The organism is Nonomuraea sp. CA-218870 (assembly GCF_050936535.1).
GTDB classification, from domain to species: Bacteria; Actinomycetota; Actinomycetes; order Streptosporangiales; family Streptosporangiaceae; genus Nonomuraea; species Nonomuraea corallina.
In genome coordinates this window covers 5,152,217-5,173,557 of sequence record NZ_JBNJMN010000001.1, presented here as the reverse complement: position 1 = coordinate 5,173,557, position 21,341 = coordinate 5,152,217, and the positions used below count along the sequence as shown (strand labels likewise).

The window sequence follows — 21,341 nt, the reverse complement described above, 5'->3', positions numbered from 1 at the left end:
GGTGCCGGGAACGCTCACAGCCACGCCGGCAGGGTCGGAGCGGGGGAGCCGTCGGTCGCGGTCAGGTGATGCGGGCGGCCCGCGAGGTACGCCACGACCTCGGCGAGCGGGCCGGAGACCGCGGCGGGGGCGCCGTCGCCGGGCAGTTCCCAGTGGTCGCCGGTGTCGGTGGCGGTGAGGACGACCGCGGGCCCGGGCGCGTTGCCCCGTTTGCCGGCGACGTCGTCGGCCAGCGCGGTCAGGAACCCGGTGGGCAGGTCGGCGAAGGCGACGCCGGCGGCCAGGTCGACGGCGTGCACGTAGACCTCGCGCGCGCGCATCCACGGGATCTCGGTCGCCGGGACCGTGCGGCCCTGCGCGGTGACCACGCCGGCGTTCCACTGTTCGGCGCTCAGGGCTGCGGCGCCGGCGGCGAGCCGGGCCGCGGACTCCCGCAGCCAGGCCGACAGCTCACCGGCCGGCCTGGCGGAGCCGGCCTCGATGTCGGCGTCGCGCCGCTCCTTGGAGGAGTACATCGGGGTCCTCTCGCCGGTGGCGGCCCAGCGCACCAGGTTGCCCAGCGCGTCGGCGTTCGCCGCCACGTGCGCCACCAGGTGCTTGCGGGTCCAGCCGGGAAGAGCGCAGGGGGCGAGGTACTGCTCCTCGTCCCAGCCGGCGACGGCGCCGAGGAACAGCTCGGTGCCGGCCGCGCTCCAGCTCCGGGCGTCCTCGAAGGTGCGGCGCATCAGGACGCCTCCTCCTCGGCCACGGTGTTCTCCAGCCGGCCGATGCCCTGGATCTCGGTGACGACGCGCTCGCCGCCGGTCAGGTAGCGCTTGGGGTCGCGGGCGTGGCCGACCCCGCCGGGGGTGCCGGTGGCGATGAGGTCGCCGGGGTTGAGACGCACCACCGTCGAGACGTACTCCACCAGGGCGACCGGGTCGAAGAGCAGGTCGGCGGTGTTGTCGTGCTGCATGACCTCGCCGTCGACGGTGAGCTTCACCTCCACCCGGGGGCGGACGCCGCCGGGCAGCTCGTCAGGAGTGACCACGTACGGGCCGACCGGGGTGGAGGAGTCCCACGTCTTGCCCTGCAGCCACTCGCGGGTGCGGAACTGCCAGTCACGGCAGGTGATGTCGTTGAGCACGGTGAACCCGGCGATCGCGGCCTCGGCCGCGGCGCCCCTGGCGCGGCGGACCGGCGCGCCGATCACCACGGCGAGCTCGACCTCCCAGTCGAACTCGGCGGTCTCCGGCGGCAGCACGATGTCGTCGGCGGCGCCGATGAGGCTGTCGGCGAACTTCGCGAACAGCGTGGGGTGCCGCGGCAGGTCGCGCCCCATCTCCTGGATGTGGGTGCGGTAGTTGAGCCCCACGCAGACGACCTTCGAGGGGCGCGGCACGACCGGCGCGAAGTCCGCGCCCAGCGCGGGGTACGTCGTCGCGGCGTCCGCGTCGACGGCCGCGGCCGCGGCGGCCCAGTCGTCCCGGGCGAGGAACGCGCCGAGGTCGGCGGCGCCCAGGTCGACCAGCCGGTCGCCGTCGGCCCGCACGGCGCGGGTCGAGCCGTCGACGCGGAGGGTGGCGAGCTTCATCGGGTGGTCCCTTCGGTACGGGTGCCGCGCTGGGCGCGGTCGAGCCGGAGCGCCTCGAAGATCGGAGAGTCGCTGAACCGGAACAGGTCGAGCGCGCCCGAGTCGGAGTCGGTGGAGCCGGCCTCGGACCGGGCGGAGAAGGGCTCCCAGGACGGCACGACGAACAGGTCGCCGCGGGTCACCGACCAGGTCCGGTCGCCGACGGTGACGCTGCCGGAGCCGTCGAACACCTGGTAGACCGACGACCCGGTCTCGCGGACCGGGGCGGTCTCCGCGCCGCGGACGACGCGGTGCATCTCGACCCGGATGGTGGGCAGGACGTCGGCGCCGGAGGCCGGGTTCGTGTAGCGGACGGCGGCGTGGCCGGGCTCGACCGTGCCGCCGGAGCCCTCGGACTCCAGCGCGAGCTGGTCGGTCAGGGCCCGGTCGGTGAACTCCCACTTGTAGGACAGCAGCGGGCTGCCCGGGGCGAGCTGACCGGCGGACAGCGGGCGCAGCCCTGGGTGGGCCCACAGCCGCTCGGACCGGGAGCGCTCCGGCGTGATCCGCTCGGCCTCGCCGATCTCGTCGCGGCCGAACTCGAAGAACTGGGCGTCGGAGGCGTACTGGAACGGGATGTCGAGGCCGTCGATCCAGGCCATCGGCTCGCTGGTCGCGTTGTGGTGGGCGTGCCAGTTCCAGCCGGCCTGCGGCAGGAAGTCGCCGCGGCGCATCGGGACGGCGTCGCCGTTCACGACCGTCCACACGCCCTCGCCCTCGACGACGAAGCGGAAGGCGTGCTGGGTGTGGCGGTGCTCGGGGGCGTCCTCGCCGGGCATCAGGTACTGGATCGCGGCCCACAGCGTGGGGGTGGCGAAGGGGCGGCCGCCCAGGCCCGGATTGGCCAGCGCGATCGCCCGCCGTTCCCCGCCGCGGCCGACCGGGACGAGGGTTCCGGCCTGCTCGGCGAGCTTGCGCAGGTTCTCCCAGTGCCACAGGTGCGGCACCGCGCGCGAGCGGGGATGGGCCGGCATCAGGTCGCCGATCTCCGTCCACAGCGGCACCAGCAGCTCCTGCTCGAAGCCGCGGTAGAGGTCCTCCAGCGCGGGAGTGACGTCGGGCTGGCCCGGCGCGTCGCTCGCGCGGAGCCGGACCGGGGACTTTCGCGTGGTCACAGGGCTGCTCATACAGCTATTCTTGCTGCTGCCGCACTCTTCAGAAACGCAAATTCTGCCCTGCGGAATCGTGAGGTCCATGGACAAGCCGCTCAAGAATCCTCCGACCTACATGATCAACAGTGTCGACCACGCGTTGCGGATCGCCACGATGCTGCAACTGGAGGGCGAGCTGTCCGTCTCGGAGGTCGCCGAGCGGCTGGGCGTGGCCCGCTCCACCGCCCACCGGCTGCTCGCGATGCTGGTCTACCGCGACTTCGCCGTCCAGGACGACCGGCGCCTCTACCGGGCCGGCCCGGTCCTGGAGCTCGCCGCCCACTCGCCCTCGCTCGCCTCCCGGCTGCGCGCGGCGACCCTGCCGCACCTGCACCGGCTCGTCGACGTGCTCGGCGAGTCCGTCAACCTGGCGGTGCGCACCGGGGACACGGTCCGGTTCATCGCCAGCGTCGAGTGCTCCCAGAGCCTGCGGGTGAGCTCCCGTGAGGGCATGGTCTTCCCGGCCCACCGGACCACGGCAGGGCTGCTCCTGCTGGCCCGGCTCACCGACGAGGAGCTGGAGGCGGTCTATCCGGCCGACCGGTACGCCGACCGCCCCGCCGACCGGCCCGACCTGGACCGGCTGCGGGCCGAGCTGGCCCGGGTGCGGCACAACGGTTTCGTGCTGAACCAGGGCCGCTCGGAGCGCGGCGTGGTGGCGCTCGGCGTGCCGCTCCGCGCCCCGGACGGGGCCGCCCTGGCCGGCCTGTCGGTGTCGATGCCGAGCGCGAGATACCGCCGGCACCGGCTGCCGTCGCTGGTCGAGACCCTTTCCCGCGCGGCGGGCGCCATCGAGGCCGACCTCGCCCGCGCGAACCCGCCGACCGTCCGGTGAATGCCCAGCTCAACCCGGCTGCCCTTGTATCTTGGGCGCGTCCCCTCAGCCTGCCGAGACGTTCCTGGGAGGGGCATGCAGCGCCCGGAGGAGCCGCCCGCGGTGCGGGTGCTGCTCGCGCCCGCGAACATCTGGCGTGCCGGGCTCGTCGTGGCGGCCGTCGTGGCCCTGGTGCTCTTCGTACGCTTCGTCCTCATCGACGCGGGGTCGCTGATCACCATGCTCGTCGCGGCGTGGTTCCTCTCCCTGGCCATGGAGCCCGCCGTGCGCCGCCTGTCGCGGCGGACGCGCCGCGGCAGGGCGGCGCTGCTGGTGATGACGGTGTCCATCGTGGCCGTGGTGATCTTCCTCGCCCTGTTCGGCGGGCTGTTCCTGCAGCAGGTCGCGCTGCTGCTCAGGGCGTTGCCGGACGTCATCACCGGCGCCGTCGACCGGGTCAACGCCCTGCTCGGCACCCGGTACGAGATCGCCGACATCCTCGCCTCGATCAACCTGACCCCGCAGCAGGCGGCCGAGTACGCGCAAGGGGCGCTCAGCGGCGTGCTGGGCCTGCTGGGGACGGTGACGGGGGTGGTGTTCAACCTGTTCACCCTGCTGCTGCTGACGTTCTACCTCTCGGCCGACGGGCCGAGGCTGCGCAGGTGGGTCGCCCAGTTGCTGCCCGACCGGTCCCGCGAGGTGTTCATCAGCATCTGGGACGTGTCGACGGTCAAGACCGGCGGGTACGTGTCCTCCCGGCTCGTCCTGGCCGCGATCAACGGCACCGCCTCGGCCCTGGTGTTCCTGGCCATCGGCATGCCGTCCTGGCTCGCGCTCGGGGCCTGGACGGGGCTGGTCGCCCAGCTCGTGCCGACCATCGGCACCTACATCTCCATCGCGCTGCCGGTGGTGGTGGGGCTGGTCTCGGCCCGGCCCTGGATCGGCCTGGTGGCGCTGGCCTGGGGGGTGCTCTACCAGCAGGTGGAGAACCTCACCCTGGAGCCGAGGATCAGCGCGCGGGCCGTGGACATCCATCCCGGGGTCTCCTTCGCGGCCGTGATCCTCGGGGCGTCGCTGTTCGGCGCGATGGGCGCGTTCCTGGCCGTGCCCATGGTCGCCATGCTGCTCTCGCTGGTGGACACGTTCCTCACCCGGCGGGAGCCGGCGGCGGCCACGGCCGCCGCGCCGCCCCCGCCCGAGGACGGGAAGAGACCGGCGCCGTAGCGCCGGTCTCCCCGAGCGGCCGCGCGCGGCCCTCAGGCTCGTTCTGAGCCTGTCCGGCGCCTACATGGCCCCGCTCCTGTCGAACGTTTTCATCTCCCTGCCGTGGACGGCCAGGGCGTAGATGATGAGGACGTCGATCGCGATGACGATCGTCGACCAGAACGGATAGGCGGGCAGCCACGCGAAGTTGACGAGCGCCTGGATGGAGGCGAGGACGATGCCGACCACCCGTCCCCAGGTCTTGCCCGACATGATGGCGGCCCCGGCGAGCAGGACGATCACACCCATGATCAGGTGGAACCATCCCCAGATCGTGTAGTTGACGGGAACCGCCAGGCCGGAGGCGGTGACGACGTAGAAGTCGGTGTTGAAGATCCCCACCAGGCCCATGAACGCCTGGAAGCAGCCGACGATGATCATCCCGACGCCGGCGAGCATCACCCATCCGACCCAGCCGGTCGGCTCGGCTCGCTCGGCCACCGGCCGGGGTTGCGACGATGGCGATTCCGTTCGGGCTTGAGGAGGAATCTGGTCTCGCGACGCCTCCTGCGGTCGTGCGGAACGTGGCTGATTCATGGCCGTCTCCCTCCGCGTGGCGGTTGTCTCGCGGCATGAGCCCGCGGTGGTCCGCGGTCGCCTTTCCGCCTGTGCGCTGAGTTCGTGTGCTGTCTTCCGGGAAACCAGCGGTCGGGCCGATTCGGATGCATCTAGCTAGCCACTCTATTCCTCCCGCCCGGCGAGCGCCCCGACAGTCTCCTCATATTTGTCTAAAAGTGGTCAAAGTGGACATTGCGGTGAAGTGGCGCCGTGAGGCCGCGATGCAGGGATTTCCGCTGGTATGGTGCCGGAGCCCGACGGGCTTGAAACGCGGGCCCCTCCGCCTATGAGGCTTTTGCCTTACGGTGAATGTCCAGCGGCCGAGAAAGGGAAATGCCGGGATCAGCTCACGAGCGGCAGATCCGTACGGGCGCGCTCCAGGTCTGTGGCCCAGATCCAGAGCCGATGGGCGGGCGGCACCCGGTGATAACCGAACAGGCCCACCTCGGTGAGCGTGCGCAGGTCGACGCAGACCCGCTGGTACGCGCCCGCGATCGCGGCGGCCGGGTCCTCCAGGTCGGCGACGCCGAGTTTGACGCAGGCCCGGTACTCGTACCCCAGCAGCAGGTCCGCGCCGAACTCGGCCCAGGCCCCGCGCCGCTCGCGCCAGGCGTCGTCGGCCTCCGACAGCAGCAGGTTCAGGTCGGAGGGCCGTGGGATGGACGGGTAGATGACGAAGGTGGCGGCCCAGCCGAGGGCCACCAGGTCGAGGTTGAAGGTGCGCCGGTCGGGGTGGTCGCGCGGCGGCAGCGGGTCGGAGGCCGTGCCCGCGAACCAGGGAGCGGTGTAGGCCAGCAGCCGGCCGTTCTGCTCGACGAGCTCGCCGGTGGCGATGACGGCCAGCTTGCGCTGCGAGCCGTCCGGCCGCCTCAGCCGGGTGTTCACCATGCTCCGGTGCGCTTCCGCGGCCAGCTTGCCGGCGCTCAGGTGCCGCCGCGCGGCGTCCGGGGTGAGGCGCGCGACGAGGTGCTCGCGCAGTTCGGCAGGGAGCGCGTCGTAGGTCCCGTCGCGCAGCCGCTCCCTGGTCCGGTCCAGCGTGGCCTGGGCGGTGACCGGGCCGCCGCCGAACTCGCTCTCCGGGGTGTCGATCGACACCATCCGGATCGACATCTCGATCTTCGGGGTGTCGCCGTCGATCACCTCGAAGAAGCGGTAGTCATTGGCCGGGCGGCTGGGGCCGACGAAACCGAGATCCACCATCGCTGCGCTCCCGCACGTCGAAAGGGTGAGAACCTGACAGCTCGACATCGCCGTGGATCAACGTTTCGTTGCTCCACGGCCGGGCGAGGCGCGGCCGGCGACGTCATCGCAGGAAGACGTCATCCCGGAAACAGGTGGCGCGTCCCGGGTGGTGGGACTGCGCGGGGCGGTGGTGGAATGGGGACCATGCGTCCGGTCATCCCCGACACCCGCCTCGACCTCGACCGGATCCGCGCCGCTCGCGCCGTGATCGATCGGCGGTTCCTGGACACGCCTCAGTACGAGTGCGACGCGCTGGGACGTCGGCTGGGCTGCCCGGTCACCGTCAAGCTGGAGACGGCGAACCCGGTCCGCAGCTTCAAGGGCAGGGGGACCGAGCTCGTCACGAGCCTGCTGGCCGGCGAGGGCCGGGCGGAGGTGGTGTGCGCCAGCGCCGGCAACCTCGGCCAGGCGCTCGCCTGGTCGGGCCGCCGCCGAGGCCTCGACGTGACGGTGGTGGCCCCGCGCCGGGCGCCCGCCGCCAAGCTGGAGCGGATCCGCGCGCTGGGCGCCGAGCTGGAGCTGGTGGAGGGCGACTTCGAGACGGCCAGGGAGCGGGCGGTGAGCCTCGCGCGCCGGCGCGACGTCCGGCTGGTCGAGGACAGCCTGGACATCGAGACCTGCGAGGGCGCGGCGACCATCGGCCTGGAGCTGGCGAGCGGGTCGCCCGCGTTCGACGCCGTCCTGATCGCCCTGGGCGGCGGCGCGATGGCCACCGGCGTCGGCTATGTCGTGAAGAGCCTGCTGCCCGAGGCCGAGGTGATCTGCGTGCAGCCCCTCGGCGCGCCCGCGATGACCCGCTCCTGGCACGAGCGCCGGGTCGTCACCACCGAGACCGCCGACACCATCGCCGACGGCGTGGCCGGCCGGTATCCCATCGCCGCGGTCCTGGACGACCTCCTGCAGGTCGCCGACGACGCCGTCCTGGTCCGGGAGGAGTCGATCGTCGCGGGCATGCGGCTGCTCCTGGAGCACGCGGGGCTCGTCGCGGAGCCCTCGGCCGCCCTCGGCGTCGCCGCCGTCCTGGAGGACCGCGACCGGTTCGCCGGACGCCACGTGGCCACCGTCATCTGCGGCGGCAACGTCGACATGGACGCCTACCGCCGCTGGGCCGGCGCGTGAGACCCGCCTTCGCCGGGCGCCGCGCCGTACGGCCTCGTACGGGGAGTGAGCCGACCTGAGCGATCACTCATGCCGTACGCGGGATCCGGCATGGCGCCCCTGCCCGGACCGCCGCATAGTGAGGCCCCATGGAACGATCTCTGCGCGTCGCGGTCATCGGCGACCGCGACCCGGCATTCCCCCCGCACCCGGCCACCGACGACGCCCTGCGGCACGCCGCGGCCCACCTCGGCGTCGAGGTCGTCGTGCGCTGGCTGGCCACCGAACCGCTCGAATCCGACCTGACCGAGGTCAGGGCCGCCGACGTGCTGTGGTGCGCGCCCGGCAGCCCGTACCGCAGCCTGCGCGGCGCCCTCGCGGCGCTCCGGCACGGCCGTGAGCGGCACGTGCCCACCCTCGGCACGTGCGGCGGCTGCCAGCACATGGTCATCGAGTACGCCCGGCACGTCCTCGGCTATGAGGACGCCCAGCACGCCGAGTACGACCCGTACGCCTCCACGCTGTTCGTGTCGGAGCTGACCTGCTCCCTGGCGGGCAGGACGATGCCCGTCACCCTCACCGGCGGTTCCCGGGTGGCGGCCTGGTACGGGCGGACCGAGGTGGAGGAGGAGTACTACTGCAACTTCGGCATCGACCCCGGCCGGCAGGCGACCCTGCACGAAGGCGGCTTCGCGGTCACCGGCGTGGACGGCGACGGCGAGGCCCGGGTGCTGGAGATCCCCGGGCATCCGTACTATGTGGCGACGCTGTTCGTGCCGCAGGCCCGCTCGCGTCCCGAGGCGCCGCACCCGCTGGTCGTCGGCCTGTTGCGGGCGGCGCTGTGACCCTGACCCAGCTGAGGATCCTGCGGGCGGTCGCGCGGGCCGGCACCATGACCCGGGCCGCCGAGGACCTGGGCACCACGCAGTCCGCCGTGAGCCACGCGCTGCGCGCCCTGGAACGCGAACTCGGCGTCGCGCTGCTGATCCGGGGCAACCACGGGGTCAGCCTGACGGCGGCGGGGCGTGCCGTCTCCCGCCGCGCCGCGCTCGTCCTCGCCCAGGTGGAGGCGCTGGAGCGGGAGGCGGCCGCGGCCCGTGAGCACGAGCGCGGCAGCCTGCGCGTCGGCGTCATCCCCAGCGCCAACGCCAGGCTGCTCCCGCCGATCCTGCGGCGGTTCGCGGACGCCCATCCGAAGGTGCGGCTCACGGTGATGGAGGGCTCGGACGACGAGGTGCTGGAGTGGCTCGAAACGGGCGCGGCCGACCTCGTGACCGTGTCGGCCCCGGCATCCCCGGCCGTGCCTGGGGGCACGCCCGCGGTCGCGGGGCTGCCCGCGGGGTCGGTGGTCAGGACGCTGGCCGTCGACCGCATGCTGGCCGTCCTGCCCGGCGGGCACGAGCTGGGCCTGCGCCTCTCGGCGCCGGTGACCGAGCTGGCCAAGCAGCCGTTCATCATGTCCACCGGCGGCTGCGAGCCGCTGATCACCGCGCTCGCGCAGGCGGCCGGAGCGAGCCTGCGATGCCACTACCGGGTACGCGACGTCAACAGCATCCTCGCCATGGTCGCCGAAGGGCTGGGCGTGAGCGTCGTCCCCGAGCTGTCCCTGCCCGTCCACCGGGAGGGCGTGCACGTGGTCCCGCTGGACCCGGCCGCCGAGCGCGCCGTCCTCCTGGCCCTGCCCGCGGACCCCCGCCCTTCGGCCGCCGCCTTCGCCGACCTCGCCGTCGCACTCACACCGCCGCCGGTTCCGCACGACGCCTGGCGCGCCGGCACGACGGACTCGCGCCGCCCACGTTGACGCCTGTGGCACGCCCGACTCGGCGGCGGCACGCCTCACCTGTTCGAGCGGGACGTGGAACCGGTGGAATGTCGCTATGCATCCTGAAGATCCCCTCATCCCGGCGGACCCCGGCACCGATCCCGCCCGCCTGCTGGCCCGGCTGATCGCCATCGACTCCGTCAACCCCGACCTCGTGGCAGGCGGCGCCGGAGAGACCGCCATCGCCCGGTTCTGCACCGGATGGCTGGCCGGTCGCGGTTTCGAGGTCCACGTGCTGGACCGGCGCGGCGGCCGGCCCTCGGTCGTCGCGGTCGCCCGCGGCTCCGGCGGCGGCCGGTCGCTGATGCTCAACGGCCACCTCGACACCGTGGGCCTGGCCGGGTACGACGGGGACCCGCTGGAGCCGCGTGTCCACGAGGGCAGGATGTACGGGCGCGGAGCCTTCGACATGAAGGGCGGTCTCGCGGCCATGATGGTCGCCGCCGTCCGCGCCACCGCCGCCGGGCCGCCGCGCGGCGACGTCATCCTGGCCCTGGTCGCCGACGAGGAGCACGGCAGCTCCGGCACCGAGGAGGTGCTGGAGTCCTTCACCGCCGACGCGGCGATCGTCACCGAGCCGTCCCACCTCGACGTCACCCTCGCCCACAAGGGCTTCGCCTGGTTCGACGTGGAGGTCGAGGGCCGGGCGGCGCACGGCTCGCGCCCCGAGCTGGGCGTCGACGCCATCGCCAAGGCCGGCCACTTCCTGGTAGCGCTGGAGGAGCTGGGCGCCCGCCTCGCGCGGGGCCAGGCCCATCCGCTGCTCGGCGCCGGGTCCGTGCACGCCTCCGTCATCCGGGGCGGTCAGGAGGCCTCCACCTACCCGGCGCGCTGCCACGTCACCCTCGAGCGCCGCACCGTCCCGGGAGAGGACGCCGTCACGGTCGAGGAGGAGCTGACCGCCGTGCTGGACCGCCTGGCCGGCGCCGTTCCCGATTTCCGCTACCGCCTGACGCCGGGCCTGCACCGCGATCCGTTCCAGGCCGACCCGGAGGCGGAGATCGTCCGTACGGTGATCCGGCACGCGGAGGCGGCACTCGGGCGTCCGCCGGTGGTGCGCGGCGAGCCCTTCTGGACGGACGCCGCGCTCCTGGACCGTGCGGGCATCCCCTGCCTGCTGTTCGGCGCCGGCGGTGAGGGCGCGCACGCCGCCTCCGAGTACGCCGACCTGGACTCGCTGGACCGCCTCACCGCCGTGCTCACCGCTGCCATCGCGGAGTTCTGCTCCTGAGCCCCGGCCGGCGGGCGTGGCCGCCGGGACCGGCGTCCGCGGGCCGCAGCGCCGCCGCGTGCTCGTGCACCAGGTCGTGCATCCGGTACCGGCAGGGGGCCGTCTCCTGCAGGAGATGGGCGTCCAGCAGCTGGTCCAGCAGCCGTCCCGCCAGCGGCGTGCTCGTGTCCAGCAGGGCGGCCGCGGCGCCGGGACCGAAGTCCGCGTGGCAGCCCGTGCCCAGCAGCCGGTACGCCCGCCGCTGGTCGGCGGGCAGCCGCTCGTACGAGCGGTCCAGGGCGGCGGCGACGCTGTGCTGCCCGTCGGCCAGTTCGGTCAGCCGGTCCCAGGCCAGCCGGTCGAGCAGGTGCCGCACATCCCACGCGGGCCTGGCCAGGAGCCGGGCGGCGGCGATCCGGATGGCGAGGGGGAGCAGCCCGCAACGCCGTACGACCTCCGCCAGGTCGCCCTCCGGAGCGCCGGCGTCCAGCTGGGCCAGCCGGGAGAACAGGGCGACCGCGTCGGGGACCGGCAGGACGTCCAGCGGCACGCCGCGGGCGTCGCCGTCCCAGGTCAGGCGGCGACGGCTGGTGACGATCACGTGGCATCCGGGGCCGGCGGGCAGCAGAGGATGGAGGCGGCGTTCGTCGGCGGCGTCGTCGAGGACGATCAGGACCCGGCGTCCGGCCAGCACGCTGCGGTAGAGCGCGGCGCGGTCGTCGGGATGCCACGGGATGCGCTCGCCGGGGACGCCCAGCGCGCGCAACATGCGGGCGAGGGCCGTGCCCGGCTCGACCGGCGCCGTCGCCCGCGCGTGGCCGTGCAGGTCCACGAAGAGCTGGCCGTCGGGGAACAGCGGCGCCAGCCGGTGGGCGGCGTGCACGGCCAGCGCCGTCTTGCCGACCCCGGCCATGCCGCTGACGCAGGCGACCGGCGCGGAGGGCGACGCTGGCCGGTCCGCCAGGATCCCCAGCTCGCGATCCCGGCCCACCAGCGCGGCGACGTCGGCGGGCAGTTGCCGGGGCACGGTCACCGCCTCCAGGCCGCCGGCCCCGGCGGGCGGCCGGCGGGGCACGTCGCCCGCCGCCGGGTCGCCGGCCCCGGCGGGCGCGGGCAGGCCGCGGGCGGCGGAGCTCAGCCTCGCCCGCTCCGCGTCGCTCAGCTCCAGCGCCTCCGCCAGAAGCACGACGGACGCGGCCCGCGGCCGCGAGAGCGCGTCGCCCTCCATCCGGCGCACGGTTCTGACGTTGAGCCCGGACCGTTCGGCGAGCTGCTCCTGGGTCAGCAGCGCACGCGTGCGCCATCCCCTCAGCAACGCCCCCAAGGAAGGCCCGGCACAGGGATCCCCCACGATCCCGACACCCCCGTTCGATCTCGTCCTCCTGGTCGGTCCGGACGGACAGGACCATCGAAACCGCGTCCACACTGTCCAAGCCACCGGTGGGACGACATCGGACGGAATCGGACGCGCCGGCCCCCACCGCTTTATGCGATTGAAGTGCTCGCTGACGGGTGGCCAGAATGAGCGCCATGGGCGAGCGGGAGGACGGCGTGGTCCACGGGGCGTGCCCCTATCAAGGGCTCGCGCCCTTCGAGAGCGGGAGGGCCGAGCTGTTCTTCGGGCGTTCCCGGGCGACCCGCGACCTCCTGGAGCGGCTGTCACGGCGGCTGACCGGTCACGGCACCATCCTGCTGGTCACGGGCGCCTCCGGCGTGGGCAAGTCGTCGCTGCTGAGGGCGGGGCTGCTGCCGGCGCTCGCCGACGGGACGCCGCCGCTCCCCGGATCGCGGGACTGGCCGCGCCTGCTCGTCACCCCGACGGCGGAGCCGTTCCGCGCGCTCGCCGACGCCTGGGCGCGGGTCTTCGGCGGGGACGCCCGGAAGTTCGAGGAACGGTTACGCGACGCCTCCGGGGCGATCACCCCGCCGGCCGGCCGGCTGGTCCTGGTGGTCGACCAGTTCGAGGAGCTGTTCACGCTGGTGGCCGACGAACGGGAGCGCCAGGCGTTCGTCGAGACCCTGCACGGCCTGGCGGCCGGCCCCCGGGGCGCCGTCGTGGTCATCGGGGTGCGCGCCGACCACTGGGACCGCTGCGCCGCCTACCCGCGCTTCGCCGAGGCCATCCAGGACGGCCAGGTCATCGTCGAGCCGATGACGGAGCCGGACCTCCGGCTGGCCATCACCGGCCCCGCCGCCGCGGCGGGCCTGACGCTCGAACCCGGCCTGGTGGAGATCATCCTGGCCGAGCTGCGCGCCGGCCGGGCCGCCGCCGACCGCTACGGGGCCGCGGCCCTGCCCCTGCTCTCCCAGGCGCTGCGCAACACCTGGGAGAGGCGCGAGGGCGGCACTCTCACCGTCCGGGGCTACGAGGAGTCCGGCCGGGTCCGCGACTCCGTACGGCGCACGGCCGACGAGGCGCTGGCGGAGCTGCCCGCGCAGGACCGCAAGGCCGCGCTCAGGATCTTCCGCCGGATGACGGTGATCACGCAGGGAGGCGCACTGGCGCGGCGCGGGGCGACGCTGGCCGAACTGCACGCGGCGGCGTCCGCGCACGAGAGGGAGGGCAGGGAGCGGACCGAGGCGCTGCTGTCCGCGTTCGCCGGCCGCCGCCTGCTCACCCTGCACGAGGACACCGTCGAGATCGCCCACGACGCGCTCCTGACGGCCTGGCCCACCCTGCGGCAGTGGTTCGAACCCGACCTCGCCGCCCAGGCGGTGTACGACCGGCTCCTGGACGCCGCCGAGCAGTGGGCCGGCAACCACCGCGACCCCGCCTTCCTCTACCGTGGCGCCAGGCTCCTGGCCGTCCAGGACAGCCGGCCCCGCTGGGAACGCGACCCCGGCAGCTTCCCCCCGCCCGGCCCCACCGCGCGGAGCTTCGTCGCCGCCTCCGAACGGGAGGCCCGGCGCGTGCTCCGCCGCCGCCGTCTCGTGCGTGGAGGGCTGTCGGCGCTGACGGTGCTCGCCCTCTGCGCGGCCGGCGCCGCCGTCGCCGCGGCCGACGAGGCCGTACGGCAGCGCGCCCTGGCCGTCTCGCGCGAACTCGCCGTGCGGAGCGAGGTCACCGGAGACTCCGCGCTGTCCTCGATGCTGGCCGTGGCCGCGTGGAACATCGCCGAGACCGCCGAGGCCCGCAACCGGGTCCTGCACGCGGCGACCCGCACCGGCAGGGGCACGCTCACCGGGCACACGCGCGGCGTCATGGCGCTCGCGTTCAGCCCCGACGGCTCGACGATCGTGACGGGCAGCGACGACGGCACGGCGCGGCTGTGGGACACGGCGTCGCGACGGCAACTCGGCGCGCCGATCAGCCGTCGCGCGTACGACTGCCCGGACGTCCGGCCGGCCTTCAGCCCGGACGGCCGGACGCTGGCCACGGCGTGCGCCGGCGTCGTCCGCTTCTACGACGTGCGGACCCGCCGCGAGCTCGGCCCCGCGCTGGAGCACGAGGCGGTCGTGTCGGCGCTCGCGTACCGCCCCGACGGGCGCACGCTCGTCACCGGTGACTTCAGAGGGGTCGTGCGGCAGTGGGACGCGGTCACCCACCGGCCGCGCGGTCCCGCCATGGGCCGCCCCGACCACGGGCGCGAACGGGCGAGCATCGTCCACCGGGTGACGTTCAACCGGGACGGCACGGCCATGGCGGTCGCCCGGGGCGGGACCGTACGGCTGTGGGACCCCGCCACCGCCCGGCCGCGCGGCGCGCCCGTCACCCGGCAGGCCGGACCCGTCCTCGACGTCGCGTTCAGCCCGGACGGCGGCACCGTGGCGACCGTCGGCCACGGCAGGACGGCCCTGCTGTGGGACGTGGCCACCGGCGAGCGGAAGGGCGCGCTGAGCGACCGCGGCGCCGGGTTCACCGCCATCGCCTTCAGCCCTGACGGCACCCGGCTCGCCACGGCGGGAGCCGGCGGCCGTACCGTCCTGTGGGACGCCGCCGGCCGCCGTCGGCTCCTCGCGTTGTCGGACGGCGTCGGTATGGTCGAGTGCGTGGCGTTCAGCCCGGACGGCAAGCTGCTCGCCGCGGCCGGCTACGACGGAGTGGTGCGCTTGGCAGACACCCAGGTCCGACTGCAGATCGGCACCCACATGCCCGCGCGCTCGGCCGTCGCGCTCGGCCCCGGCGGGCGGACGCTGGTCACCGGCGCGGCCGGCGAGCGGGAGCCGGGGGTCCAGCTGTGGGACCCGGCCACCCAGCGGCCCGCCGGGCCGCCGCTGAGACCCCGGGGAGCCCGCGGCCCCGTGGCCACGGCCGAGCTCACCCCGGACGGGCGGACGATCCTGACGAGCGGGCCGGACGGGCTGCGGCTCTGGGACGTCGCGGGCCGCCGCGAGCTCGCCCACGAGCCCGGCCTCGACGGCGTGGCCAGGCTCAGCCCCGGCGGCGGGTTCGCCGCCGTCCAGGTGGACACGGCCATCGCGTTCTGGGACGTCGCGCGGCGCGCGGAGACCGGGCCGCGGCTGCGCGTCCCCGGCCACACCGACGTCGTCACCGCGATCGCGATCAGCGCCGACGGCACGACGCTGGCCCTCGCGGGCTTCGACAACCGGGTGCGGCTCTTCGACGTCGCCACCCGCCGCGAGATCCCCGGCTCGCCGCCCGCGTCCTCAGGCGGGCTCGTCAACGACCTGGCGTTCAGCCCGGACGGCGCGACGCTCGCCCACACGGCCGCCGACGACGCCGTCCGGCTGTGGGACGTACGCCGCCGCCGCCCGGCGGGCGTCGCCTTGATCAGCGAGGAGGGGGCGCCCGGCGCGCTCACGTTCAGCCCGGACGGCCAGGTCCTCGCCATCGGCTACTCGGGCGGCGCCGTACAGCTGTGGGACCTGCGCGTCCACCGAGGGCTCGGAGGTCCGATGACCGGCCACACCGGCGGCGTCACCGACGTCGCCTTCAGCCCCGACGGGAAGTCCGTCGCCACGGTGGGCGCCGACGGGACCGCCCGGCTCTGGGACGTCCGCACCCCCGCCGACCTGGTCGCCGCGGCGTGCGCCAACGCGGGCCGCGGCCTGACCCGCGACGAATGGGAGATCCACGTGCAGGAGGAAGAATACCGCCGGACGTGCCCATGACCCCGGGCACGCGGTCGTCCCTCAAGAGCGGGAGAGCGCGCATGTTCCTGCGAGGTCTGCGCCGCAGGACGGGGGAGCCCGTCCCCGACCTGGTCGCGCTTTTCCGGTCGATCATCGACGGCGGGCGCGACGTCCACCCGATCGCGTCCGACTTCCTGGAGCACTTCATGGACGGCGCGGGCGCCTCCAGGAAGATGTCCCTGCGCTGGCTGCGCTCGTTCAAGGTGATCGAGAAAGCCGAGCGCAGGAACCAGCGCCGGTTCGAACGCCGGCTTATCCGGGAGGCGAAGGACCTGCGCGACGGCGGGTCGAGCTGGCTGCGCGACCACTGGGACGCGCGCATCAACGCGTTCGTCGGCACGGAGCTGTTCTACGTCAGCAGGATGAGCCTGCTGCGCTCACACGGGTCGTTCGTCCTGACCAGGGACGGAGCGAGCGTGCGGATGTCCGGCACCGTACGGCACCGCTGGTTCGACCCCTACGACTGGGACCGCGGCCGTTGGGTCTACATCCCGCGGCACGGGTTCGTGCCCATCGCGGTCGGCCGCGACCTCGTCGAGGCCGACGAGGCGCGCAACTTCCTGATGGAGTCGCGCCACGTCCAGACCTTGGAGGGCCGCCACGTGGACCGCCGGTGGCCCCGGCGTGGCGACGCGCGCTTCACCTGGTCGACGGTGGGGCCCGGATGACCGGTGACCGTCCCCGTCCGCCCGACCCCGCCGAAGCCGCGGACGCGGCGGACTTCGTGCGCGCGCTCGTCCGGCTCCGGCAGTGGGCGGGCGAGCCGTCGCTGAGCAGGCTGCGCGCCCTCGGCGGCCAGACGGCGACCCCGGACGGGGCCAAGGTCGACGCGCTGCCCCGAAGCACCACCTCGCACGTGCTGCGCCAGGCCGACAGGCTGCCCCGGTGGGATTTCGTCCGGGCCTTCGTCACCGCGTGCTTCCACTACTGCGACCATCCGCCCGAGTTGGTCGCGGGCGAGCTCGAACGCTGGCGGGCCGCCCGAGCCGCCCTGGCCGAGCGCACCGCCCCCGAGCCACCGGCGCCCCCCGGGGGTCAGGCCACCGGGAGTCAGACCACCGGGAGTCAGACCACCGGGAGTCAGACCACCGGGAGTCAGACCACCGGGAGTCAGACCACCGGAGGTCAGGCCGCCCAGGGTCAGATCGCCGGGGAGCAGGCCTTAGGGGAGCAGACTCCCGGGGATCAGCGCTTCGGGGAGCGGGCCTCGGGGGAGGCGTCGGCCGGCGCTCCGCCGCCCGATCCGGCCGCCGCGCTGCTCGCCCGCCGTGTGCTCCGGGAGGAGGACAGGTCGCGCAAGGGGCTGCTCGGCGGCTACACCCTCGCGCCCGTGAGTTTCGGCCCGTACGGTGCCGGCCGGGCCGAGCACGACCTGCACGAGATCGGCAGGTTCTTCGGCGGCCTGCGCCCGCGCCGCCTGCTGGTCGTGGGGGAGTCGGGGGCGGGCAAGACCGTGCTCGCGATCGAGCTGGTGCTGCAACTGCTGGAGCCGGTCCTGGCCGCCGGTGGAGCGTCCGGCCGTGACCAGCCGGTGCCGGTACGCCTCAACGCGGCCCGATGGACCCTCGGCAGGCCGTTCGAACCCTGGCTGGCCGAGCAGCTCACCCGGGAGTTCGGGCTCACGGCCGGGGACGCGCAGCGGCTGGTGCGCGACCGCCGGGTGCTGCCGGTGGTGGACGGGCTGGACGAGCTGGACCCCGAGCCGTCGACGGGCCCGCCGCGCCGGGCGATCGGACTGCTGACCGAGCTCAACCGTTACAGCGACCACACCGGGCGGCGGCCCGGGGCGGTCGTCGTGACCTGCCGCGCCGACCGCCACGCCGAGCTGCGCGAGGCCGCCGCGGGGCTGGACGAAGCCGCCCTCATCCGGCTGCACAACCTGGACGCCCAGCAGATCGCCGCCTACCTGCGCGCCCGCTGGCCGGACGGCCATCCCCGCGCCGCGTGCCGCGACGCCGTCCACGCGGCGCTGTCCGGCCCGTCAGGCAGGGCCGTGCACGCCGCGCTCGGCACACCGTGGCGGCTGCTGCTGCTGGTGACCGCGGTGGAGTCCGGCGGCGACCCGGCCGAACTGCTCCACGTGGATCGACCCGGCGGCGACCCGGCCGCGTCGCACGGTGAGGACCGGTCCGGGGGTGGTTCGGCCGGGGCGTTCGGCGGGGGGCGGTCCGGGGGTGGTTCGGCCGGGGCGTCCGGGGTGGAGGCGGAGGACGGTGCCGGTGCGGGGGCGGCGCTGATCGCGGGGAGGTTGCTGGAGGCGTACGTGCCGGCGGCGACGGACCTCGCCCCCCGGTCCAGCGCCGACCGCTCCCACGGCACGCCGTACGAACCGGCTCAGGTGCGGGCGTGGCTCGTGTGCCTGGCGGCCTACCTGCGGGAGCAGACCGGCGGCGGGACGGACCGGCCGCCCGGCCTGACGGCGATCGACCTCGTCCCCCACCTGCTGTGGCCGATCGGCGGCCGGCGCCGGGTCCGGGCCCTGCACGGCCTCGGCGGTGTGCTCTTCGCGGTCGTCGCGATGCTGGCCTTCCGTACGGGGTCGGCGACCGGCGGCCCGGAAGAACCGCTCGCCCTGGTGCTCGTGGCGGGCTGGGTGGCCCTGGCCACCACGTTGTCGCTGGCGCGCTGGCCGGCCGCCGCCGGTGGGCGGACCCGGGTGCCTCGCCGGCGGCGGGTCGCCGGAGGCCTGCTGGGCGCGCTGGCGGGGGCGCCCGTCGGCGTGCTGGGCGGCCTGGCAGGGCTGGCGCTGACCGGGGGGCGGGTCTTCGGCCCCGGCTTCGCGGTCGCCGCCGGGGGCACCGGCGGGCTGGTGCTGGGCGCGGTCATCGGGCTGACGGCGGCCGGCCGGTACGGCGCCGAGCGGATGACCGTGGCCGAGGCGATCCGCACCGAACCGCTCTCCCTGCTGGGCTTCGGCCTGTGCGGCGCGCTCACCGGGCTGCCGCCGCTGCGGCTGGCCGGCGCCGGGCCGCTGCCGCTGGCCGTGGGGTTCGCCGGGGCGTTCGCCCTCGCCTTCGCGCTGGGGGTGGCCTTCACGATCGCCACCGGGGGCTGGAGCAAGGACGCGGAGCTGGCCCACCCGCGGGAGGCCCTGCACCGCAACGCCGTGATCGGGCTGGCCTTCGGCCTCATCGGCGCGGTCGCCGCCTTCCTGGTGTTCGTCCTGCACCACGGCGTCGTCAGGTCGCTGCTGTGCGCGCTGGTCGGCGGGGTGACCTTCGGCCTGGCCTTCGGCGCGACCGCCTGGGCCCGTACCATGATCGGCCTGGGCGTCGCGGCGGCGCGCGGGCTGCTGCCGCTGCGGTTGTGGGCCTTCCTCGACTGGGCCTGCGAGGCGCGGCTGCTGCGCGTCAGCGGCGCCACGTACCAGTTCCGGCACCGGGAGCTGCAGGACCACCTGGCTCCGCCGGACGGCTCCGGCGGCAGGTGAGCCCCGAAGGCCCGCTGTGCGCGGTCACGCGCCGCCCCAGATGGGCACGTCGGCGATGTCGTCGCGCTTCCATTCGAGCTCGTCGTGCACGGCGACGACGCCGTCGAGGTTCTCGGCCAGGCGGACGGCGATGATGGCCTGGCTGTGCTCGGGCACGGTGCCGGTCAGGGTGACCACGCCGTCGGCGACGGCGACGTCCACGCCGCGGGCCTCGGCCCGGATGGTCTCGCGTACGTGCTGCTCGATGTCCTGGTCCGCGCGCAGGAACACCTTGATCAGGTCGCGGCGGCTGACGATGCCCACCAGGCGTCCGGCGGAGTCGGTCACCGGCAGGCGCTTGACGCCGTGACGGTCCATCAGGCGTGCGGCGGACACCACCGGCGTCTCCGGGGTGGTGACGTGGGCGGGGCCAGTCATCAGGTCCCCGGCGGTCTCGCCGAGTGACTTGCGGTAGCCGCTGCCCTCGCTGCCGGCGCTGTGCCGGATGCGGGCGCGCAGCGGCGGCCGGTAGGCGTCGCCGTAGTAGCGCTGCTTGAACTCCTCCTTGGCCAGCAGGTCGGCCTCGGAGACGACGCCCAGCACATGGTCGTCGTCGTCCACGACCGGCACGCCGCTGACGCCCCTGCTGATGAGCAGCTCGGCCACCGTGTGGAAGGAGGCCTTCTGGTTGACGGCGGCCACGTCGGTGGTCATGACGTTCTCGACGAGGATGGTCATGGCGCTCTCCTGGTGTGCTTGACCCGGACGACGCCGGGCACGGTACGGGCGAGCAGGCCGGCGATGTGGTCGGCGTGCTCCTGGGGCGGCCCGCTGAGCTCGGCCACGCCGTCGTGGACGGCGACGTCCCAGCTCGGGCCGGAGGGATACTGCTCGCGCAGGGCGTCCAGCACCGCCGCGCGCAGTTCGTCGTCGGGACGGGCGAGCATGGCCATGAGGTCGCGGCGGCTCACCATGCCGACGATCTCGGCGCCGCGCAGCACGGGCAGGCTCTTGACCCGCTTGCCGACCATGAGGTCGATGGCGGTGGTGACGTCGGTGGTCTCGGTGACGGTGACGACGTCACCGCTCATGACCTCCATCACCCGGTGCGGCGGCGGCCCGCCCGGTTCCGGGACGGGGGTCACGGTGGCGCGGGGGTCCGGCCCGAACTCCCCGCGCAGCAGGTCGAGTTCGCTGACGACGCCGACGAGGCGGCCCGCCTCGTCGACGACGGGGGCGGCGGTGATGTCGTGGCCGTGCAGGATCCGGACGGCCCGCCGCACCGGATCGGTGCGGCGGACGGTGACCGCCGGACTGCTCATGACCTCGCGCACGAGCATGGCTAGGCGCCTTCCCAGGTCGAGTCGTCGGTCTTCCAGGTGAGCTTGTCGACCACGTCGACCACGCCGTTGACCCGGCGCGTCATGCGGACGGCGATGGCGGCCTCGGAGCGGCGCTCCATCCAGCCGGACAGGGTCACGACGCCCTGGTCGACCTCCACCCGCACGCCGGAGGTCTCCACCCACAGCGCGCGGTCGAGGATGTCGTCGCGGACCTCGGCGGTGATCTCCGCGTCGCCGCGCAGGAACAGCTTGACCAGGTCGCGGCGGCTGACGATGCCCACCAGCCGGCCTTCGGGGTCGACGACGGCCAGCCGCTTGACGTCGTGGGCGTCCATCAGTCGGGCGGCCTCGACCGCCGACGCCTGGGGGGACACGACGACGGCGGGGCTGGTCATGAGCTCGGCGGCGGTGTCGCCCTCGGCCTTCTGCCTGCTCTTGGGGTGCCGCAACCGGGCGCGCAGCGGCGGGCGGTAGCCCTCGCGGTAGAACTGCTCACGGAACTCCTCCTTGCGGAGGAGATCGGCCTCGGACACCATGCCGATCACGCGCCTGTCGTCGTCCACGACGGGGACGGCGCTGATGCCGCCGGTGATGAGCGCCTCGGCGATGTCCTTGAACGGGGTAGGTGCGGTGACGGAGACGACCTCGGTCGTCATCACGTCCGCGACGGTCATACGCATCAGCGGTTCTCCTTATCGGTTACCTTCATCGGACCTCGTGGAGAA

The 21,341-nt window shown here is 74.4% G+C and carries 18 protein-coding genes; 9 read left to right on the top strand and 9 right to left on the bottom strand.

The genetic code is table 11. The features are described from left to right. Positions 1–14: 14 nt before the first annotated feature. The 3 genes from ACQEUU_RS24885 to ACQEUU_RS24875 are packed head-to-tail and all read right to left on the bottom strand — an operon-like array spanning position 15 to position 2,739. Positions 15–725, bottom strand: a complete 711-nt coding sequence (locus ACQEUU_RS24885) for a maleylpyruvate isomerase family mycothiol-dependent enzyme (protein WP_433070026.1) — start codon at positions 723–725, stop codon at positions 15–17. Further along, the gene (locus ACQEUU_RS24880; protein WP_433070023.1) at positions 725–1,573 is read right to left on the bottom strand and encodes a fumarylacetoacetate hydrolase family protein; all 849 of its coding nucleotides are present in this window, start codon (positions 1,571–1,573) and stop codon (positions 725–727) included. The genes ACQEUU_RS24885 and ACQEUU_RS24880 overlap by 1 nt, the downstream gene beginning before the upstream one ends. Beyond that, positions 1,570–2,739, bottom strand: a complete 1,170-nt coding sequence (locus tag ACQEUU_RS24875) for a cupin domain-containing protein (RefSeq protein WP_433070020.1) — start codon at positions 2,737–2,739, stop codon at positions 1,570–1,572. Before ACQEUU_RS24875 ends, ACQEUU_RS24880 begins: the two co-directional genes overlap by 4 nt. Positions 2,740–2,806: 67 nt before the next feature. On the opposite strand from ACQEUU_RS24875, the gene ACQEUU_RS24870 reads away from it, so the two are divergent. Continuing rightward, positions 2,807–3,598 (top strand): IclR family transcriptional regulator, encoded by a 792-nt coding sequence (locus tag ACQEUU_RS24870; protein ID WP_433070017.1) that lies wholly within the window; start codon positions 2,807–2,809, stop codon positions 3,596–3,598. A 75-nt stretch (positions 3,599–3,673) separates the two neighbouring features. Then, complete coding sequence (locus tag ACQEUU_RS24865) at positions 3,674–4,801, top strand: AI-2E family transporter (protein ID WP_433070014.1); 1,128 nt, start codon at positions 3,674–3,676, stop codon at positions 4,799–4,801. 60 nt (positions 4,802–4,861) lie between these two features. On the opposite strand, the gene ACQEUU_RS24860 is transcribed toward ACQEUU_RS24865, so the two are convergent. Beyond that, complete coding sequence (locus ACQEUU_RS24860; RefSeq protein ID WP_433070011.1) at positions 4,862–5,281, bottom strand: DUF7144 family membrane protein; 420 nt, start codon at positions 5,279–5,281, stop codon at positions 4,862–4,864. Positions 5,282–5,740: 459 nt separating this feature from the next. After that, the gene (locus ACQEUU_RS24855) at positions 5,741–6,598 is read right to left on the bottom strand and encodes a hypothetical protein (protein ID WP_433070008.1); all 858 of its coding nucleotides are present in this window, start codon (positions 6,596–6,598) and stop codon (positions 5,741–5,743) included. A gap of 186 nt (positions 6,599–6,784) precedes the next feature. Here ACQEUU_RS24855 and ACQEUU_RS24850 point away from each other — a divergent pair, with 186 nt between their 5' ends. From ACQEUU_RS24850 to ACQEUU_RS24835, 4 genes are all read left to right on the top strand, one after another. Next, complete coding sequence (locus tag ACQEUU_RS24850) at positions 6,785–7,759, top strand: threonine ammonia-lyase (RefSeq protein WP_433070005.1); 975 nt, start codon at positions 6,785–6,787, stop codon at positions 7,757–7,759. Positions 7,760–7,887: 128 nt separating this feature from the next. Further along, the gene (locus ACQEUU_RS24845; protein WP_433070002.1) at positions 7,888–8,583 is read left to right on the top strand and encodes a CTP synthase C-terminal region-related (seleno)protein; all 696 of its coding nucleotides are present in this window, start codon (positions 7,888–7,890) and stop codon (positions 8,581–8,583) included. Beyond that, positions 8,580–9,539, top strand: a complete 960-nt coding sequence (locus ACQEUU_RS24840) for a LysR family transcriptional regulator (protein ID WP_433069999.1) — start codon at positions 8,580–8,582, stop codon at positions 9,537–9,539. The genes ACQEUU_RS24845 and ACQEUU_RS24840 overlap by 4 nt, the downstream gene beginning before the upstream one ends. Before the next feature lie 76 nt (positions 9,540–9,615). Next, a complete protein-coding gene (locus ACQEUU_RS24835; protein WP_433069996.1) occupies positions 9,616–10,791 on the top strand; it encodes an ArgE/DapE family deacylase in 1,176 nt (391 codons plus the stop codon). On the opposite strand, the gene ACQEUU_RS24830 is transcribed toward ACQEUU_RS24835, so the two are convergent. Beyond that, complete coding sequence (locus tag ACQEUU_RS24830; protein ID WP_433069993.1) at positions 10,760–12,085, bottom strand: ATP-binding protein; 1,326 nt, start codon at positions 12,083–12,085, stop codon at positions 10,760–10,762. The two genes, ACQEUU_RS24835 and ACQEUU_RS24830, sit on opposite strands and share 32 nt — an antisense overlap. Positions 12,086–12,300: 215 nt before the next feature. Between ACQEUU_RS24830 and ACQEUU_RS24825 the strand changes: the two genes are divergently transcribed. The 3 genes from ACQEUU_RS24825 to ACQEUU_RS24815 are packed head-to-tail and all read left to right on the top strand — an operon-like array spanning position 12,301 to position 19,294. Further along, positions 12,301–15,843 (top strand): NACHT and WD repeat domain-containing protein, encoded by a 3,543-nt coding sequence (locus tag ACQEUU_RS24825; RefSeq protein WP_433069991.1) that lies wholly within the window; start codon positions 12,301–12,303, stop codon positions 15,841–15,843. Positions 15,844–15,884: 41 nt separating this feature from the next. After that, positions 15,885–16,532, top strand: a complete 648-nt coding sequence (locus ACQEUU_RS24820) for a hypothetical protein (protein WP_433069989.1) — start codon at positions 15,885–15,887, stop codon at positions 16,530–16,532. Beyond that, positions 16,529–19,294 (top strand): NACHT domain-containing protein, encoded by a 2,766-nt coding sequence (locus tag ACQEUU_RS24815; protein WP_433069986.1) that lies wholly within the window; start codon positions 16,529–16,531, stop codon positions 19,292–19,294. The genes ACQEUU_RS24820 and ACQEUU_RS24815 overlap by 4 nt, the downstream gene beginning before the upstream one ends. A 24-nt stretch (positions 19,295–19,318) precedes the next feature. On the opposite strand, the gene ACQEUU_RS24810 is transcribed toward ACQEUU_RS24815, so the two are convergent. The 3 genes from ACQEUU_RS24810 to ACQEUU_RS24800 are packed head-to-tail and all read right to left on the bottom strand — an operon-like array spanning position 19,319 to position 21,296. After that, on the bottom strand, positions 19,319–20,011 hold the full coding sequence (locus ACQEUU_RS24810) for a CBS domain-containing protein (protein WP_433069983.1): 693 nt from the start codon (positions 20,009–20,011) through the stop codon (positions 19,319–19,321). Next, positions 20,008–20,613: a CBS domain-containing protein gene (locus tag ACQEUU_RS24805; RefSeq protein ID WP_433069981.1), complete on the bottom strand. Its 606-nt coding sequence runs from the start codon at positions 20,611–20,613 to the stop codon at positions 20,008–20,010. The genes ACQEUU_RS24810 and ACQEUU_RS24805 overlap by 4 nt, the downstream gene beginning before the upstream one ends. Positions 20,614–20,615: 2 nt before the next feature. Further along, positions 20,616–21,296 carry a CBS domain-containing protein gene (locus ACQEUU_RS24800; protein ID WP_433069978.1) on the bottom strand — a complete coding sequence of 227 codons (681 nt, stop codon included), beginning with the start codon at positions 21,294–21,296 and terminating at the stop codon, positions 20,616–20,618. Between the last annotated feature and the right edge of the window lie 45 nt (positions 21,297–21,341).